This is a genomic window from Pseudoduganella ginsengisoli (genome assembly GCF_009720865.1).
GTDB lineage: Bacteria > Pseudomonadota > Gammaproteobacteria > Burkholderiales > Burkholderiaceae_D > Rugamonas > Rugamonas ginsengisoli.
In genome coordinates, this window is the sequence record NZ_WNLA01000006.1 from 201,610 (window position 1) to 219,147 (window position 17,538).

17 protein-coding genes are annotated in these 17,538 nt (G+C 61.3%); 7 read left to right on the top strand and 10 right to left on the bottom strand.

Features of this window, described 5'->3' with window-relative positions:
- Positions 1-4: 4 nt before the first annotated feature.
- From leuD to GM668_RS12160, 5 genes are all read right to left on the bottom strand, one after another.
- Positions 5-652, bottom strand: a complete 648-nt coding sequence (leuD, locus tag GM668_RS12140; RefSeq protein ID WP_155439214.1) for a 3-isopropylmalate dehydratase small subunit — start codon at positions 650-652, stop codon at positions 5-7.
- A gap of 65 nt (positions 653-717) precedes the next feature.
- Positions 718-849: an entericidin A/B family lipoprotein gene (locus GM668_RS12145; RefSeq protein WP_155439215.1), complete on the bottom strand. Its 132-nt coding sequence runs from the start codon at positions 847-849 to the stop codon at positions 718-720.
- A gap of 41 nt (positions 850-890) precedes the next feature.
- Positions 891-2,294: a 3-isopropylmalate dehydratase large subunit gene (leuC, locus tag GM668_RS12150; RefSeq protein ID WP_170305616.1), complete on the bottom strand. Its 1,404-nt coding sequence runs from the start codon at positions 2,292-2,294 to the stop codon at positions 891-893.
- Between the two features lie 185 nt (positions 2,295-2,479).
- A complete protein-coding gene (locus GM668_RS12155; protein ID WP_155439217.1) occupies positions 2,480-4,384 on the bottom strand; it encodes a chemotaxis protein CheA in 1,905 nt (634 codons plus the stop codon).
- Positions 4,384-5,229: a protein phosphatase CheZ gene (locus GM668_RS12160; protein WP_155439218.1), complete on the bottom strand. Its 846-nt coding sequence runs from the start codon at positions 5,227-5,229 to the stop codon at positions 4,384-4,386. The genes GM668_RS12155 and GM668_RS12160 overlap by 1 nt, the downstream gene beginning before the upstream one ends.
- Before the next feature lie 414 nt (positions 5,230-5,643).
- Between GM668_RS12160 and GM668_RS12165 the strand changes: the two genes are divergently transcribed.
- The 7 genes from GM668_RS12165 to GM668_RS12195 all read left to right on the top strand — a co-directional run bounded on the left by GM668_RS12165 (position 5,644) and on the right by GM668_RS12195 (position 12,891).
- On the top strand, positions 5,644-6,111 hold the full coding sequence (locus GM668_RS12165; protein ID WP_155439219.1) for a universal stress protein: 468 nt from the start codon (positions 5,644-5,646) through the stop codon (positions 6,109-6,111).
- A 57-nt stretch (positions 6,112-6,168) separates the two neighbouring features.
- Positions 6,169-6,813 carry a response regulator gene (locus tag GM668_RS12170; RefSeq protein WP_155439220.1) on the top strand — a complete coding sequence of 215 codons (645 nt, stop codon included), beginning with the start codon at positions 6,169-6,171 and terminating at the stop codon, positions 6,811-6,813.
- A 231-nt stretch (positions 6,814-7,044) separates the two neighbouring features.
- On the top strand, positions 7,045-7,893 hold the full coding sequence (locus tag GM668_RS12175; RefSeq protein ID WP_155439221.1) for a Crp/Fnr family transcriptional regulator: 849 nt from the start codon (positions 7,045-7,047) through the stop codon (positions 7,891-7,893).
- A gap of 139 nt (positions 7,894-8,032) precedes the next feature.
- The gene (gene hemP, locus GM668_RS12180; RefSeq protein WP_155439222.1) at positions 8,033-8,218 is read left to right on the top strand and encodes a hemin uptake protein HemP; all 186 of its coding nucleotides are present in this window, start codon (positions 8,033-8,035) and stop codon (positions 8,216-8,218) included.
- 92 nt (positions 8,219-8,310) lie between these two features.
- Positions 8,311-8,643, top strand: a complete 333-nt coding sequence (locus GM668_RS12185; protein ID WP_155439223.1) for a hypothetical protein — start codon at positions 8,311-8,313, stop codon at positions 8,641-8,643.
- Positions 8,644-8,654: 11 nt separating this feature from the next.
- Positions 8,655-9,836: a DUF2325 domain-containing protein gene (locus GM668_RS12190; RefSeq protein ID WP_155439224.1), complete on the top strand. Its 1,182-nt coding sequence runs from the start codon at positions 8,655-8,657 to the stop codon at positions 9,834-9,836.
- Positions 9,837-10,074: 238 nt separating this feature from the next.
- On the top strand, positions 10,075-12,891 hold the full coding sequence (locus GM668_RS12195) for a TonB-dependent receptor plug domain-containing protein (RefSeq protein WP_229499226.1): 2,817 nt from the start codon (positions 10,075-10,077) through the stop codon (positions 12,889-12,891).
- An 86-nt stretch (positions 12,892-12,977) separates the two neighbouring features.
- Here GM668_RS12195 and GM668_RS12200 read toward each other — a convergent pair whose 3' ends face one another.
- The 5 genes from GM668_RS12200 to GM668_RS12220 are packed head-to-tail and all read right to left on the bottom strand — an operon-like array spanning position 12,978 to position 17,412.
- Positions 12,978-14,363, bottom strand: coding sequence for a sulfite reductase subunit alpha (locus tag GM668_RS12200; protein WP_155439225.1), 1,386 nt, complete (start codon positions 14,361-14,363; stop codon positions 12,978-12,980).
- Positions 14,364-14,373: 10 nt separating this feature from the next.
- The gene (locus tag GM668_RS12205) at positions 14,374-15,405 is read right to left on the bottom strand and encodes an FAD:protein FMN transferase (protein ID WP_155439226.1); all 1,032 of its coding nucleotides are present in this window, start codon (positions 15,403-15,405) and stop codon (positions 14,374-14,376) included.
- Positions 15,406-15,413: 8 nt separating this feature from the next.
- The gene (locus GM668_RS12210; protein WP_155439227.1) at positions 15,414-16,232 is read right to left on the bottom strand and encodes a DUF4198 domain-containing protein; all 819 of its coding nucleotides are present in this window, start codon (positions 16,230-16,232) and stop codon (positions 15,414-15,416) included.
- Between the two features lie 14 nt (positions 16,233-16,246).
- Entirely contained in the window at positions 16,247-16,759 is a 513-nt protein-coding gene (locus tag GM668_RS12215) for a DUF2271 domain-containing protein (protein ID WP_155439228.1), read from the bottom strand.
- A gap of 20 nt (positions 16,760-16,779) precedes the next feature.
- Positions 16,780-17,412 carry a PepSY-associated TM helix domain-containing protein gene (locus GM668_RS12220; protein WP_155439229.1) on the bottom strand — a complete coding sequence of 211 codons (633 nt, stop codon included), beginning with the start codon at positions 17,410-17,412 and terminating at the stop codon, positions 16,780-16,782.
- Between the last annotated feature and the right edge of the window lie 126 nt (positions 17,413-17,538).

A 17,538-nucleotide genomic window follows, 5' to 3' on the forward strand; every position in this document is an offset into this window, starting at 1 on the left:
TGTTTTAGATGACGTTGGCCAGCCAGGGCTGGTTTGCCAGATGACGCTCCTCGAACGCGCGGATCTCGTCCGCGTGGCGCAAGGTCAGGCCAATGTCGTCAAGACCGTTCATCAGGCAGTATTTGCGGAAGGCATCGATCTCGAAGGGGTAAGAGAGAGAGCCATTGCTCGTGGAAATGCGCTGGTTTTCAAGGTCCACCACCAGGCGATAACCCGGGAAAGCCTTGACTTCGTTGAACAGATGGTCGATCTGCTGCTCGGTCAGCACGATCGGCAACAGGCCGATCTTGAAGGAATTATTGAAGAAAATGTCCGCGAAGCTGGGGGCCAGGATCACGCGGAAACCATATTGGTCCAGCGCCCATGGCGCGTGCTCGCGCGATGAACCGCAGCCGAAATTCTTGCGGGCCATCAGGATCGAAGCGCCCTGGTAGCGCGGCTGGTTCAGCACGAAGTCCGGGTTCAGCGGACGCTTGCTGTTGTCCATGCCGGGTTCGCCGTGGTCGAGGTAGCGCCACTCGTCGAACAGGTTCGGACCGAAGCCGGTGCGGTGGATGGATTTCAGGAATTGCTTGGGAATGATGGCGTCGGTATCGACATTGGCGCGGTCCAGAGGAGCCACGAGGCCTTCATGTATCGTAAATTTTTCCATGATGTATTCTGCGATGCGCCGGCAATGCGCGGCGGCCCTGCCGCCTGCGCCCTTACCGGCTGCTGTTATTTCCCACCCGCGTTCGTGACGACCTGCCCAACCTTTTGCACGTCTTTGCCAATGCCGGAAATAGTGTTGCAGCCGGACAGGGTTACGATGGTCAGGGCGGTAATGATCAGGGCGAAGGTGGTTTTCATGTTAATTCTCTTGCTAGGTAAGTAAATTCAAATGCGGCGCATCAGCGCATCGTGCGCACGTCGACAAAGTGGCCGGCGATACCGGCTGCCGCGGCCATGGCCGGCGACACCAGGTGGGTGCGGCCGCCCTGGCCCTGGCGGCCTTCGAAGTTGCGGTTCGACGTCGAGGCGCAGCGCTCTCCCGGTTCCAGGCGGTCGGCATTCATGGCCAGGCACATCGAGCAGCCAGGTTCGCGCCATTCAAAGCCGGCGGCCTTGAAGATCGCATCCAGCCCTTCGCGCTCTGCCTGCTCTTTGACGAGGCCAGAACCCGGCACCACCAGCGCCAGCTTGACGTTCGATGCGCGCTGCTTGCCCCGCACGACAGCGGCTGCCGCGCGCAAGTCTTCGATGCGGGAATTGGTGCACGAACCAATGAACACTTTGTCGATGCGGATATCTTCGATCGGCGTGTTCGGCTTCAGGTTCATGTAGACCAGCGCCTTTTCCATGGCGTCGCGCTTGACCGGGTCTTTTTCCGTGTCCGGATCCGGTACGCGGGCATCGACCGCCACCACTTGTTCCGGCGACGTGCCCCACGTGACCTGCGGCTTGATGTCAGCGGCATCCAGGGTCACGACCAGGTCGAATTTCGCGCCAGCGTCCGTGTGCAGCGTGCGCCAGTATTCAACCGCGCGGTCCCAGTGCGGGCCGACCGGCGAGAATGGGCGGCCTTTGACGTAATTGATGGTGGTGTCATCGACGCCAACCATGCCGGCGCGCGCGCCTGCTTCGATCGCCATGTTACACACCGTCATGCGGCCTTCCATCGACAGCGAACGGATGGCGGAACCGCCGAATTCCATCGCGTAGCCGGTGCCGCCCGCCGTGCCGATCTTGCCGATAATGGCCAGCACGATGTCTTTCGCCGTGACGCCGGCGCCCAGCACGCCATCCACCTGCACCAGCATGGATTTCGATTTTTTCTGCAGCAAGGTCTGCGTGGCCAGCACGTGTTCCACTTCGGACGTGCCGATGCCATGCGCCAGCGCGCCGAACGCGCCGTGGGTCGACGTGTGCGAGTCGCCGCACACGACCGTCATGCCCGGCAGGGTCGCGCCCTGCTCAGGGCCGATCACGTGCACGATGCCCTGGCGCTTGTCGTTCATGTTGAAATACGTGAGACCGTAGGACTTGGTGTTCTTGTCCAGGGTTTCAACCTGCAGGCGCGACACCGGGTCTTCAATGCCATGCGACCGGTCGGTGGTCGGCACGTTGTGGTCGGCCACGGCGAGGTTGGCCGAAACGCGCCATGGCTGGCGGTTGGCGGCGCGCAGGCCGTCAAATGCTTGCGGGCTGGTGACTTCGTGCACCAGATGGCGGTCGATGTAGAGGATGGCGGTACCATCTTCCTCGGTGCGCACCACGTGGGATTCCCAGAGTTTGTCGTAAAGCGTCTTCATAATGATTGCTGCTACTGCCTGGTTAGATATTCACTTTGATTATGCCATAGTTTGTGCAATGCAAAACCAAGCCCGAAATTCCGCCTCGTGAGCCGATGCGGCCTGGGGTTAGCACCACCGTATGACGCCGAAAAAAAAGCCTGCGGATCTCGCAGGCTTTGGTGTTTTATGCTGCGGCCCTCTGGTTATCAAGCCGCCATGCGTACACTACTCCTGCACCCTTCCATCAGGAACGATAGGCCCACCACTAGCACCAGATCGCCCTCTGCCGAACGCGCCGTACCGGTAATGCCTTCGACCGCAATCGCGGTCATCGGCTTAATTACCAGGTCGGCCGTGCCGTCCACCGCTTCCACGGCCAGAATGTATGGCTGCGGTGCGTTGACGACGATACCCACGCGCTCGGACACTGGAGCATAGCCCAGCGCACCAGCCAGCGTGCGTACCGGCAGCGGACGGCCCTGGTCTTTCAGCACCGGCGCGCCGCCCACTTCCATGAACTCTTCCGGCAATTCCACCACGCGCTGGACCACGGCCATCGGCAGCGCCAGTTGCGCGCCGGAGGTCGACACCAGCATGGTTGGAACAATGGACAGTTCGATCGGCAAGCGGATGGCGAACTTGGTGCCCTTGCCCAGTGCGGATTCGATGTGGATCGCGCCGCGGTTTTTTTCCACGGCAGTCTTCACCACGTCCATACCGACACCGCGGCCAGACACGCTGGAGGCCACTTCCTTGGTCGAGAAACCCGGTAAGAATACCAGTTGATACGATTCGTCGTCGGTCATGTTCGCATTTGGCGAGATCAGGCCCTTCTCGGCAGCCTTGCGGCGCAGCGCCACCGGGTCCATGCCGCGGCCATCATCTTGCAAAACAATCATGACGCTGTTGGCTTCCTGCCAGGCTTTCAGCGAAATAAATGCGCGCGGCGACTTGCCCGCAGCGATACGGGCGTCCGGGCCTTCGACACCGTGGTCCAGCGCGTTGCGCAGCATGTGCACCAGCGGGTCGTACAGGCTGTCCACCACCACGCGGTCCACTTCAGTTTCCGCACCTTCGATGGTCAGTTCGACTTCCTTGCCCAGGTCTTTGGCCAGTTCGCGCACCAGGCGCGGGAATTTCTGGAACAGGCGGCCGACCGGCTGCATGCGGGTTGCCAGCGTGGCGCGCTGCAATTCCGTGGAGTAGCGCGACGCCCGCTCCAGGGTTTCCGTCAGCGCCGACATCAAGGTCGCGGCCTGGCCTTCGAATTTGAATTGCTGCAGGCGTTCCAGCAGCACGGCAGCCTGGTTGGCGGCCTGCACGGATTCACCCGCCACTTCCAGCAGCGCGTCCAGCTTGACCGCATCGATACGGATCGATTCTTCCTTGGCTGGTGCAGACGACGGCTTGTCGTCACTCTTTTCCGCACGGCCGCGCGGCGCCGGCGCAGCAGCGGCAGCCGCCTGCGCTTCGGCCACGCCTTCCGCATGCACTGCAGCAGGCGCTACAGCAACAGGCGCCGCGGCGGCTACTGCTGCCGGCGCCGGCGCGCTGCGCGTGTAAGTCCCTTCCGGCACGACGGAGATATACATGCCTTCCCAGTCCAGCCCATCGTCACCGGCAGCTGGCGCCGCGGTGGCCGCCGGCGCGGCAGTGGCTGCAGCTGGCGCAGCGGTCGGCGCCGGCGCCGCTGGCGCCGCAGGCGCCGCCTTGGCAGGGGCGCTGCTCTTGCCTTCGATGGCGTCCTTGAGGATGGCTTCCAGGTCGGCCGGCATCGCGCCCAGGCTTTCCGGCGGGGCGCCGTTATTCAGTTCCGACAGCTGGTCGGCCACGAAACCCGACGCCTGCAGGGCCGCCTCGATCGACAGCGGCGTCACGGGTGCTGCGCCGGTACGCAAAGCGTCGAACAGGTTTTCCGTCAGGTGGCACGCCGTCACCAGCGCGCCCAGGTTCATGAAGCCGGCGCCGCCCTTGATCGTGTGGAACGACCGGAACACGGCATTCAGCGTTTCTTTATTGTTGGGGTCGCGTTCGAGGCGCAACAGGTGTTCTTCTACATTTACTGCCAGGTCCATCGCCTCGACGACGAACTCCTTGAGCATATCGTCCATTAGAATCCCAGATCGGCAAGAAGGTCATCGACACTGTCCTGGCTCAGCGCCACCTGTGGCACAGATGGGCCGCTCATCAGCTGTACTTCTTTTTGCGCCATCTTCTCGCGCTTGTCGGCCGGAGCGTTATCGCGCAACAGTTGCGCCAGTTCCGATTCCACGGTCTTGGTAATCACCACGACTTTCTTGATCAGCTGGCCCGTAATGTCCTGGAAGTCTTGCGCCATCATGATTTCCAGCAAACGGGCTTTTTCCGCCTCGGTCGCTTCCGACACGGCGGCCGCGAACGCGCGCGAATCGCCCGCCAGCACCTTGAATTCATCGATCGACAGCTTGCCGGCAAACAGCGCAGCCCAGCGGTCTTCCATTTCCTTGGACTTTTTCGACAACACGTCCTGGGCCGGCATGCCGTCATCCAGCGTGTTCAGCACTTTATTGGCGGCCTGTTCCGTCAAGGTCGCCACGTATTCAAGACGGTCCTGGGCATCGCCGATCTGCGCCGATGCTTCCGTCAGCGCCTTGTCATAGCCCAGTTCACGCAGCGAATCGTGCAGCAGGCGCACGATACCGCCCAGGCGTTCGAACATCGGGTTGCCGGAATCGCCGTCGCCGCCGTCACTGCCGGCTTCCGCTGCCTCTGGAGCGGCTTCAGCCGCAGGTGCGGCGGCAGCGGAAGCCGCCGCGTCAGGCGGACGGGCCGCTGCGACTTCGTCAAACAGGCTTTCCAGGTCATCTTCCGCTGAGGCTGCCGGCGCCGGAGCCGGCGCCGCTGGTGCTGGAGCTGCGGCGCGTTGCGCAGACACTTCATCAAATAGTGATTCGAAATCATCAGCGGCGTTGGTCATTCCTGCTTCTCCATGTCTGTATTGGTTGCTGCATATGCTGCGTTGCTGCTGTTTTACCTCGGCACGGGCATTTAATGATGCCCGGCAATATCAAAACCGCTGGTGCGAGTTTAGCAGGGCGCAAGCCCCTTGTTCAATCGCCGGGACAGGAAAGCCGCCTGCCATCCCCCTGCGGCGTGGGTAAAACCAAGTTTACTGTTGTATTTGCAGATACTATCATCGCTCGCCCTTGCAAGGGGTGCAATGGGTGGTAATTCGATGCTTCTGTGCAAAAAAGTCCACCCTGCCACTATTTAAATTGCGTTATACCCATCAGTTTGTTGACAATTATCAAGACGTTATCATCCTCTTGTGGTTCAATCCGGGGCTACAATGAAGATGCATGCATTGCCTTCAGAGGGAAAGGAGCTTGATATGTACCGGAAAATCCTCATCACCACCGACGGTTCCGCAGTTTCTTCCATGACGGCTTGCGCGGGCGTGAAATTCGCCCAGCAAATGGGTGCGGAAGTCTTGGCGCTGTTTGTCGCGCCGGAATATCAATACCCGATATACGTTGAAATCATTCCGCCCAGCTACCCCAGCGAAGAGGAATACCGCGCCGCCATGCTGCGCGCCGGACGCGAGCATGTGCAACCGATACTCGATTCTTGCGAGAAAAAAGGCTTGCAGTGCCACGGCATCACAGCCTTTGCGGAAAGCGCGGCGCAAAAAATCGTCGATGTGGCCAATGAACATGGCTGCGATCTGATTTTTATCGGATCGCACGGCCGCAGCGGCTGGGGCCAGCTCCTGCTGGGCAGCGTCACCAACAAAGTGCTGTCGCACTCGAAAATCCCGGTGCTGGTGCACCGCTTGCTGAAAGAACCATTGCCGGATTGATCCGGCGCTTCAAAACCCGGCGGCAGCAGGCTGCCTGCCGCCACCAACAAGGCCAACATGATCCGAATAGTCATTGCAGACGACCACACCATCATGCGCGAAGGTCTCAAGCGCATCCTCGACGGCGCGCCGGACATCGACATTACCGGCGAAGCCACTGACGGCTTCGAAGTTCTCAACCATGTACGCCAGGGCGGCTTTGATTTGCTGCTGCTGGATTTATCCATGCCGGGCCGCAGTGGCGTCGAGCTGATCCGGCAAATCAAGACGGAAGCGCCCAAGCTCAACATCCTGATCCTCACCATGCATGAGGAAGAACAATACGCCGTGCGCGCCATCCGCGCCGGTGCGCAAGGTTACCTGACCAAGGAAAGCGCGGGCACGCAACTGGTGGGCGCGATCCGCCGCGTGGCCACGGGCCGGCCTTATATCAGCGCGGAAGTGGCGGAGCAATTGGCGCTGAACATCATGATGCCGAACGAGAACTTGTTGCATAAGCAGTTGTCGGACCGCGAATTCGAAGTGTTTTCATTGCTGGTGGGTGGCAAATCCATCACAGACATTGCCAACGGCCTGCATTTATCCGTGAAAACCGTCAGCACGCACAAGACCCGCATCATGCAGAAAATGGGCATGAACTCGTTGTCTGAAATGGTGCAATATGCGGTCGCGCACCGCCTGCTGGCGCCATTCAAGGCGTAGCCCCTACGTAAATCCCCTACGCTGCGCGTGGTCTTTCGTTAGGAAAATTCCTACAAGACTACGCCGTCTCCTACCCGTATATTCAGCGCCCGCTGATATTCACGCTTGGCCTCGGTTGGCATACTGAAACCATTCAAAAAGTTGCCGAATAGTCACAACTAACACGTTTTGACTGGATGGCACATATACCGACAAAGTCCCAGGGATGGACAAAGCCACCAGGAGAGCACCATGCAGTCCACACATATTTCCGACTTCCGCCCCGCGTCAGCACACCCTGCCAGCGCAGAAGCAGGCCGCCAGCGCCAGGGCCGGCTCTGGTCGAACTTGCGCGAAGTTTGCGATTTGCTCCACATACCCACCACCAATATTCCTCCCACTGACGAATTGCTGTTCCAGCACGTGCAATTCAAGGCCGGCCAGCGCGTGCATACCATCGGCCAAACCTTTGACGCGCTGTTCGTCGTCAATTCCGGTTTCCTCAAAACCGTGCTGATCGATGAATTCGGCAATGAGCAAGTCCTGAGCTTCCCCATGAAAGGGGACATGATGGGCGTTGATGGCATCCATACCCGCCATTACGCGTCGGAAGCCGTGGCGTTGTCGGACTGCGACGTGATCCTGCTGCCGTTCCGCAAACTGGCCGCGCTGGGCCGGGCCCACACGGAACTGGAGAACTTGCTGTACGGCGTCATGAGCCGCGAACTGGTGCGCGAACAAACCATGATCGGCATGCTGGGTGCGCTGTCGGCGGAAGCGCGCGTGGCCCGCTTCCTCGTCAATCTCGCCGACCGCTTTGCCGCCATGGGCTATTCCAGCAAGCTGTTTAATTTGCGCATGACGCGCCATGAAATCGGCAGCTACCTGGGATTGACGCTGGAAACCGTCAGCCGCACGTTGTCAGCCTTCAATGAAGTGGGCCTGATCAGCGTCGACCAGCGCACCATCGGCATCAAGGATGCGGAAGCGCTGAAAAACCTGCGGCGCTTGCCCCCATCGCGCTCACGCAGCCGCCAGCGGGCGCGGGCCGAAGCCGCTACAACGGCCGCCAGTCCGGTACCGCAACTGGCCACGGCCTGACCCGTTCCACCATCATCGCCGGCCCGTCCAAATGTGACGGGCCTTTTTATTTAATTAACTTTGTAAATCTGCTTGCAAAGTTGATAGCAATGTCGAATAATATAAATGAGAATCATTATCATTCATTAGGAGCCATTGCATGCACAGTGCCAAAACGCCTCTCGCCGCCGTCCCAACTCCGCCTGCCGCGAACGAACCCGTTCCAGTCCGCCGCATTACCAGCGCCACGCTGATGCAAGACCAGCGCGAAGTCGAGATCGAACACAATAACAAGATTTACCGCCTGCGCGTCACGCAGCTGGGCAAGCTGATCCTCACCGCATAAGTTCCCGCCGCATTACCGGCAACACTGCCAGCCATCCGCTTTAGCGCGGTAGCCAGCCTCCTCACGTCCACCGACATCGCAAGGAGAGCTTGATGGCTAACATCGACCGTACTGACACTGCCCCTATTTTCCAACACAGCGTTCAGCCGGGACAGCGCCCGGAACTGATGCTGTCCGCCGTACTGCACCTGATGTCCCATTACACCGCCAACGCGGGCGAAGGCGGCTGCGTCAAGCTGGCTTCCGTCATCGAGCGCCATTTGAAAGCACTGGCCACCCTGCCCGGCCTGGCGCCGGTATTGGCCGCCACGTGCCAGCAATTGTCCGACCAGTGGGCTTACGAAGTGGAACGCGCCATGCCGGTACAGGAAAGCTTCCTGGCCCGCCTCATGGCCCGCCACCGTACGCCGGCCGCAGCCCTGTAACGGAGGCTGCCATGTGCGACAAGCATCAGCAGGGCCCGGCCCCGCAGGCATCCGCGCAGCCGTCACGCCGCCGCAAACTGTGGGACCTTTCCAGCGCTTGCCACTGTCCCCTGGTGGGTGTCGGCATGCCGCTGGCGGCGCTACGCAAGCTGGTCGGCAAAGTCACCGGCGGCGCCGTCATAGCGGGCGATTACGACATTCACGTGGGCGTCGTAACGGAATGCGGCGCCCGCAACCGCTTGTCCGAAGCGCTGCAAAAGGAACTGGACCGGCGCTATGCCGCCGCCGTGCGGCAATTCCGCGCCGCCAGGGACACGGAACAGGTGGCGGCCCAGTGGCATGCGGCGGTGGCCAAAGGCGATGTGGCCGGCGCATTCTGGGCCGCGCTGACGCACGCGCGCTGCACGCAGGAATTGGAAGAACAAATGTGCCGCGACTTGCACATGATCCAGCATCAGGCCGGCGCGTGCGTGCGGGCCGACCTGGCGCGCTTCCATGCCACCATTGAAGAAAACCTTCAGCTGACGCGGGAAACGGCGCGCCTGCAGCAGCGCCACGCCGCCCTGCAGCAAGAATGGCAGGCCGAGCGCGACCGCCACAGCGCCCAGTTGATGCAAATGCGCGCGCAATTGGTGGGCCGCGACAGCCTGGCCGATTCGCTGCGCCACGAGCTGGAACAGTTGCGCGCGTCGATTCCCGGACTCCCGTCGCGCGACCGCCTGGCGCAGCGCCTGGCGCTGGCCGATGAACGCGAGCGCGCACTGCGCCTGCAAATCCAGGAGTTGAAACAGGAACTGCAGCACGAACAGGCGCGCGCCGCGCTGGCCGGCCGGCCGGATGCAGGCGGCCTGCCGCCACCGGAACCAGCCGGGCAAGCCGGCGTGATCTGGCTGTCCCAGCGCAGCGTGCTGTGCGTGGGGGGCCGCAGCGGCAACGTGGCCAGCTACCGCGCGCTGGTCGAGCAAGTGGGCGGCCAGTTCGCGCACCACGACGGCGGGCTGGAAGACAATGTCGCGCGCCTGGAAGCGTCGATGGCGGCCGCCGATCTCGTGATTTGCCAGACCGGCTGCATCAGCCATAGCGCCTACTGGCGCGTGAAGGATTATTGCAAGCGCACGGGCAAGCGCTGTGTATTTGTCGACAACCCCAGCGTGTCGAGCCTGGCGCGCGGGCTGGAGGAAGCCGGTATCTGACGCCGTTCACCCGGCCGTGCCTCGCCCTGAAGAAGGCACGATGCCGAAAAGACTACGCCAGGCGGCAAAAATGATACGAAAAAAAAGTCATTGGTACAAAAGTGGATCATATGTTACCTTCTCGCACTTTTCTTGCGTCAAGTAAGTAAAAAAAGCAATTTTAAGGATGCGAAATTACCGAACTGGCAACCCCAAGCCGGCAATTATCGTGCGAATGTTTTAACTTCAGGGAGTAGTTTTGAAAAAGGCACCTATCCTCAACAAGAGCATTATTGCCGCCGCCGTGGCGATCGCCTGCGCGCAATCCGCAATGGCCCAACAGGCTGCAGAATCCATCCAGCGCGTGGAAATCACCGGTTCGAGCATTAAGCGTACCAATACGGAAGCCGCTGGTTCCGTGACCACGATGAACCGCGCCGACATCGAGCGCCTGGGCGCCACCACGGCGCTGGACATCCTGAAGTCCGTCGCCGCTGTGGGCGAGGGTAGCAACTCGGCAACGGCTTCGTCCGGCAGCTTCGCGCCAGGTTCGTCCAGTGTCGACATGCGCGCACTGGGTAAGGTATCGACGCTGGTTCTGGTCAATGGCCGCCGCATCGCGCCTTACGGCCTGGCTGAAAGCGCACAGGAAAACTTCACCAACCTGGACGCGATCGCTGCTGAATCGATCGAACGCATTGAAATCCTGAAGGATGGCGCTTCCGCAATCTACGGCTCCGACGCGATCGCCGGCGTGGTCAACCTGATCCTGCGCAAGGAATACACCGGTGTCAAGCTGAAGACCAGCTACACCGCGATGGACGGTTTTGATGACTACCGCAAGCGCAACGCCAGCATCCTGGCCGGCTGGGGCGACATCGACAAGAACGGCTTCAACACCTACGTAGCCCTGGAAGGCTACAAGACCGACGGCTGGTCGCGCGGCGAAGTGCGCAGCTTGGTGCCGGCATGGCACCGCCTGACCCCGGGCCGTTCGACCTGGGACGCGAAGAGCACCTTCTCGCCTACCGGTAACTACTTCCTGAGCTCGACCAACATCGTGGCGGCGCCAGGCTGCCCGGCCGACGCCATTGACCCGACCGACAAGCTGTGCAAACTGGACGTGCTGCCCTACACCGGCGACGCCACCTTCAACGACCGTTGGGCGCTGACCAGCAACACGCACTTCCGTATCGGTTCGTCGATCGACGCGAACTTCGAAATCACGGCCGCCGGCGCCAAGACCGACTACATCGTGGCGCCGTTCAGCGCAAGCAACGGTTCGACCACGTCGTCGACCAGCGTGTGGTACAACGCCATCGAAGGCAAGATGGTTGGCCCATTCTCGTATCCTAAGCTGCCAGTGGGCCACCCAAGCAACCCATACAGCACCCCGGTTGAATACCGCGCGCGCCTGATGGACACCGGCAACGGCTTCAACTTCAACAGCACCGACTCCAAGCAGTCGCGCTTCATGCTGGCCCTGACCGGCCAGATCGGCGACTACGACTGGAAATCGGCAGCCGGCTACATGTCGTCGAACGCCACCAAGGCGACCCGCGCCGTGAGCGCCAAGGGCTACACCAATGCGATCGTCAACAAGACCTACAAGTTCGGCCAGACCAACGATACCGAACTGCTGGAATCGATGTTCCCGGTCCGCACCACGAAAGGCGATGCGAAGATCGCCTTCATCGACGGCACCATCACCGGCGAAGTAGCGCAACTGCCAGCCGGTCCGCTGAGCATCGCCGTGGGCGCCGACCTGCGCCGCATGTCGTACGCCATGGCCAGCTCGGACAACGTGCTGCGCGGCGACCTGGTGGGTATCTTCGGCCTGCAAGTGGATGACTCCATGACCCAGGGCGCGGTCTTCACCGAAGCCACCATTCCTGTGTTCAAGAAACTGGAATTGAATGCCGCCCTGCGCGCAGACAAGACCAACACATCGGATGCGCACGTGACGCCGAAACTGGGCCTGCGCTTCAACGCGACCGACAACCTGCTGCTGCGTGCAACCGCAGCCGGCGGCTTCCGCGCCCCGAACATCATTGAAACCGGTAACGGCCTGGGCCGCAGCTCCGTGTCGAACAACGTCAACGACCTGAAGCGCTGCCCAACCGCCACTGCACTGAACAACATTGTTCAGAATGCACCAGGCGCCACCACCGCTGACAAGCAGCTGGCCAACACCTACCGCAACAACGAATGCCTGGCTTCGCTGCCAAGCTTCGTGAAGTCGAACCCGGACCTGAAGCCTGAAACGTCGAAGTCGCTGACCGTGGGTATGGTGTGGGAACCGATCAAAAACACCGTGTTCACGCTGGACTTCTTCAGCATCGAGCGCAAGGATGAAATCGGCACCCGTACCGTGGTGGACGTGCTGAAAGCGGAAGATTCGCTGAAGCCAGGCACCTTGGTGCGTATCGACAGCACCGCGCAAGACAACGAGTTCATCGCGCTGGCCAAGAAATACGGCAACACCACCGCGACGTTCCCGGTTGGCAAGCTGGGCCTGGTTTACAACCCATACGTGAACAGCGGCAAGACCCGTGCCAAAGGTTTCGACTTCGAAGCCAGCACCCGTCAAAAACTGGGCGCACTGGGCGACCTGACCCTGAAGCTGGACGGCGTGTACAACTGGAACTTCCAGTCGTTCAACGTGGGCGACAACACCTACGGCCCGAACCAGTACGGCACCTATGACTCGTTCCTGAACATGGGCGTCGGCGGCCGCCTGAACGCCAACGTGATGGCCGTGCTGAAAACCGGCGTCATGACCAACGGCGTGACCGTGCACTACGCTGGCAACTACAGCAACAACAGCGAAGATTCGCCAACCTACTGCGTGACCCAGAAGGTTGCCGCGGAAAACATGGCAGCCTGCGAAACCGTGAAGCCGCCAGTCACCATGGACTACAACTTCTCGTACACCGGCATCAAGAACGTCAAGCTGTCCCTGTACGTGAACAACGTGTTCAACAAGGAGCAGGCGGTCAAGTGGCGTTATGGCTGGGACTACCAGAACCCAGGCTTGCGCACCTACGGCTTTGCCGCAAGCTACGAGTTCAAGTAATTGCTGGACTGCTGAGCTAATCGGCTAAAAAAACCCCGCTCTCTCACGAGGGCGGGGTTTTCTTTTGGCCACGGGCCGGGCCGGACTTAATACACATCGCGCCGGTACCGGTTTTCCGCTACCAGCGCATCCAGTTCGTTGCGTCCGAGGATATCGCCCAGCGCCCGGTCCACGCCCGCCGCCATGCCTTGCAGGCTGCCGCATACATAAATCGCCGCCCCCTGGGCCACCCACTGCCGTAACACAGACGCCTTCGGCGGCAAGAGGTCTTGCACGTAGCGGATGGCGCTGCCCTGCACTGCACTGTCGCGCGACCACGCCACGTCGAGCTGCTGCAATTGCCCCGCTGCGCGCAGCGCTTCCCATTCATCGCCGTAGTGGTAATCATGCTGCGCGTGGCGCTCGCCAAACAGCAGCCAGTTGCGGCCCTGCCCGGCCTGCGCGCGCGCCCGTAAATGGCCGCGCAAGCCGGCAATGCCACTGCCGTTGCCAATCAAGATCAGCGGCCGCTGTGCGTTGCCATCAAGGCGGAAGCGGCTGTGCTGGCGCAAGCGCATTGGCAGGCTGGCGCCCAGCGGCGCTTCCCGGCACAGCCAGCCCGACGCGACACCCATGCCCCCTTCCGGCTTGCCGTCGCCATGCAGATGCAGGCGCACCAGCAAATGCACGCGGCCATCGGACGGAATCGATGCAATCGAATATTCGCGCGGCTTGTCCGGCTCTGCCGGCGCCACCACCTGCACCAGGTCGCCGGATTGCCACTCCGGCAGCACGCCGTCCAGCGGCTCCAGTTCAATGTGGTAAATCGGCGCGCCACTGCTGCCTTCATTGAGGCAGCGGCGCTCGGCCAGGCGCCAGGCGCCAAAGGCTGGGCCGCTCCAGTCGGGCGCATCGGTGGTGCCCGCCAAATGGCTCAGTGCATGGCGCCATGCACCGATGGCGCTGTCCGCCAGGCAGTCCGCTTCGATATGGGGCACCAGCGGCTGTGCGCCCTGCTCTTGCAGCCATGTATCGAGCGCACGGCCAAAGCCGCAATAGTGGCTGTAACTGCTGTCGCCCAACGCCAGCACGCCATAGTGCAACCGGGGCAATGGCAGCGCGCCCGTCATGAAGCGGCCGACAAAGGCTGCCGCCGCATCGGGCGCATCGCCCTCGCCATAGGTGCTGACGACAAACAGTATGCGTTCGGCTTGCTGCAGCTCGTCTTGGGACAGTGCCGACAGTGTGCACAGCCGCACCGGGATGCCTGCCAGCCGCAGCGTGTCCGCGGTTTGCGCGGCCAATTGTTCGGCATTGCCCGTCTGGCTGGCATGAGCAACGATCCAGCCTGGTTCAGCGGCCTGTCCGGCAGGGCGCTGCGCTTGCGCCTTGTTGTTGCGCCAGTGCCGCCAAAGCGGCGTACAAACCAGGCCATAGCTGACCAGGCAGGCTGCTGCCAGCGCCAGCCGGGTCGTGTCGAGTGTGACTATCATGAGGTCAATGTTATTCGTCTTCGTCCAGCATGGCTTGCATGGCGCTGCTGATCAATTCCGTGCAGGCGGGACCATCGCCATCGCGCAGCACGAAGCGCGCCGCCAAACCTTGCCGTTCCGCCATGGCCAGTCCGTGCTGCGGGCCCAGCACGGTCAATGCCGTAGACCACGCATCGGCCGCCATGCATTGCGGGTGCACCACGGTGACGGAAGCCAGGCCATTGGCCACGGGCATGGCCGTGCGGGGATCGATGGTGTGCGCATAACGCTGCCCACCGTGCATGAAAAATTTGCGGTAGTCGCCGGAAGTGGCCACCGACAAGCCGTGCAGCGCCAGCACCATGCCGGGCAATCCGCTGTCCGGCAATGGTTCGAGTTCCACCCACCAGGGCTGGCCATCCGGCCGCATGCCGGCGCCCCGCAATTCGCCGCCCACTTCGGCGAGGAAGTGTTTGACGCCGTGATGGGACAGGAAATACGCAAGGCGGTCGACGCTGTAGCCTTTCGCTACGGCCGACAAATCCAGTTGCACGCGGCCGGGCTGGTAAGCGCGCTTGCGGTCGGGGTCGAGCTGGATGCGGGAAGCGAGGCGCTGTGCGCGCAAACGTTCGACTTCATCGGGAGCCGGCGCGGTAAATGCAGGATCTTCATAGTGCAGGCTCCCGTTGGATGGCCCAAAACCCCAGCGATTGACGATGTTCCCGGCTGACGGGTCATATGCATCGCCACTCAGTCGCCCCACTTCCACCGCATACGTCAACACGTCAAAAAACGCGCGCGGCAACACATGCCACGTGCCTGCCGCCGCACGGTTGAAGCGGCCCAGGTTGGAATCGGCTTCCCAGTGGCTCATTTCCGCCACGACGATATCGAGCTGCTGTTGCAGCAACTCTTGCAATTCCTCCGGCACGGGCTTATCGGGCGCCGCCGCCAGCCGCACCGACCATGTCGTGCCCATGCTGTGGCCGGCAAAGCTGTGCACGGCCGCACCGGCCGGCGCCGGGTCGGCAGCAATATGGTGCGGCAATAAAACCCGGCGCATCGTGCGGATTATTGCGGCAGCACTTCCACTGTCGCCGCATAAGTTGCGCGGCGCGGCGGCATTGGCGGCAACTGGCCCGGCGCTGGCGCCGGCGTTGCAGGCCAGCTTGACGTGACCAGATACATGCCGGCTTCCGGCAACGTGAATGAAATTTCGCCCTTCGCGTCCGTGCTGTGGCGGATTTCACCCAAGGTGCCACGGTAGCGCACGCCGCCAGGAATCAGGCTGAACGCCTGGTTGGCGGCTGGCTTGCCGTCCAACAGGAAACGCCACGTGGCTTTTTCACCAACGCGCATATCGTTCGGGTGCGTCACCGGCACCAGTTCCAGGCCCACGCCGGTCGGCTTCAGCACGGCATCATCAGTGGAATTCGCGGACACAAACGTTTCCAGGCGGCTGGCCGTGCGCGTGATCTTCACGTCTTCGGCGCCGGCCGGTACATCCTTGGCCAGCGATTCTTCCGTGCCGCGGAAACGCTTCATTTCGCCATTGAGCTTGTAGCTGCCCATCACGCTTTGCGATACCAGCGCGACTTTATACGTGCCGGCCTTGGCCATCTGCACATCAAACGTGGAGCGCATGCGGCTCGTCATCGCATTTTTTAATTCGACTTTCGCGCCATCCGGGCCCGTCACCGTCACGCCATCGAGCCGCAAAGGCTGGTGGTCGATGGTAAACAAATCTTCAGAAATAGCGGCATCGACCGTCACCCACGCATCCTTGCTTTCCACCATCGTGGTTGACGGCAGCAGCCAGGGTTTATGCGCGTACGCATTCAATGCAAAGCCGGCCAGCGCCAGCGCCAACAGCGGTTTAACAGGACTCATGATGGCGGCGCTCCTTATTTATACAGTGCAGTGACGTTGCCCACTTCTTCCTTGCCCTTGGCCGTGCCCAGCTGGCCAGCCTTCAGCGGCAACGTGACCGGCACTTTCACCAGTTCGCGGCCGCCCGCTTCACGCGCCACTTCCATCACCAGCTGGTATTGGCCGGCCGGCAGCTTATCGATCGTTGGCGTGGCGGCACTGAAGGTCAGCGTATGTTCGCCCGGTGCGCGGGTGGCGCCGGACACGCCATCCATAGGCATCGTCACATCGCGGCCCGCCTTGCGCCACCACTGGCGCATGTCTTTCAAGTACTTGGCGCCGCCATTGTCTTTCTTCTTGACGTCGTACAGCACCGCGAGATTCGCCACGACTTTCTGTTCGGCGTTTTCCAGCCAGGCCGCCACATATGGGCGGTGATATTCCGCCACATTCAATTGCGGGATGTCGAATTTGACAGCCAGGTCGGCCGCCATGGCGGAAGCGCTGGCCAGCGGCAGGCCCATGGCGATGGTGTAGCGTAATTTCATAAAAAGACCTTAATGAATACTTAGTGAATAAGCAGCAATGCAATGACAAGCGGTACCAGAACGCCGAAGCCGACAATCGGCCACGTCGATGGCCGGTTGGCCGCATGGAATTTCAAGATCAGGAATCCGGTGATGCAAAACACCAGGCAGCACGCGGCGAAAATATCGATGAACCAGTTCCAGGCCGCACCGGTATTGCGGCCCTTGTGCACGTCGTTGAGCCACGAAATCCAGCCCCGGTCGGTATTTTCAAATTCCGCAGCGCCATCTTCCAGGCCGATGCGCACCCACGCATCGCCGCCCGCTTTCGGCAGCGGCACGTACACTTCATCAACAGACCATTCGGCAGCGCGCCCGCCCACATTAATCGACCACGTATCGCGCAGCCATTTTTCCGCCGCGTCCGGCAATGCTTCCTTGGCGCCATCGTGTGCTTCCGCGTACGTTCTTAATTGCGCGGCCAGCGGCGCCGGCACCGTCGCCTGCTTGCGCGTGATGGCGGGCTTGGCTTCGATTTGCGATGCGTGATTCAGCGTGATGCCGGTAATGCTGAACAAGAACATACCCAGCAAACACAGCGCGGAGCTGATCCAATGCCACTGGTGCAGATTTTTCAGCCACACCGCGCGGCTGGCTTGTTTGGAAACGCTCAAGGGATGCTTTCTTGTTAGTGGAACACAGCAGGCGACTCGAAGATGATAATGATTATCATTTGCGGAGTCAATCGGCCTGTTCGGGAATTTACGTAAGTTATTGTTTATTGCTGGTATGTTTCCAAT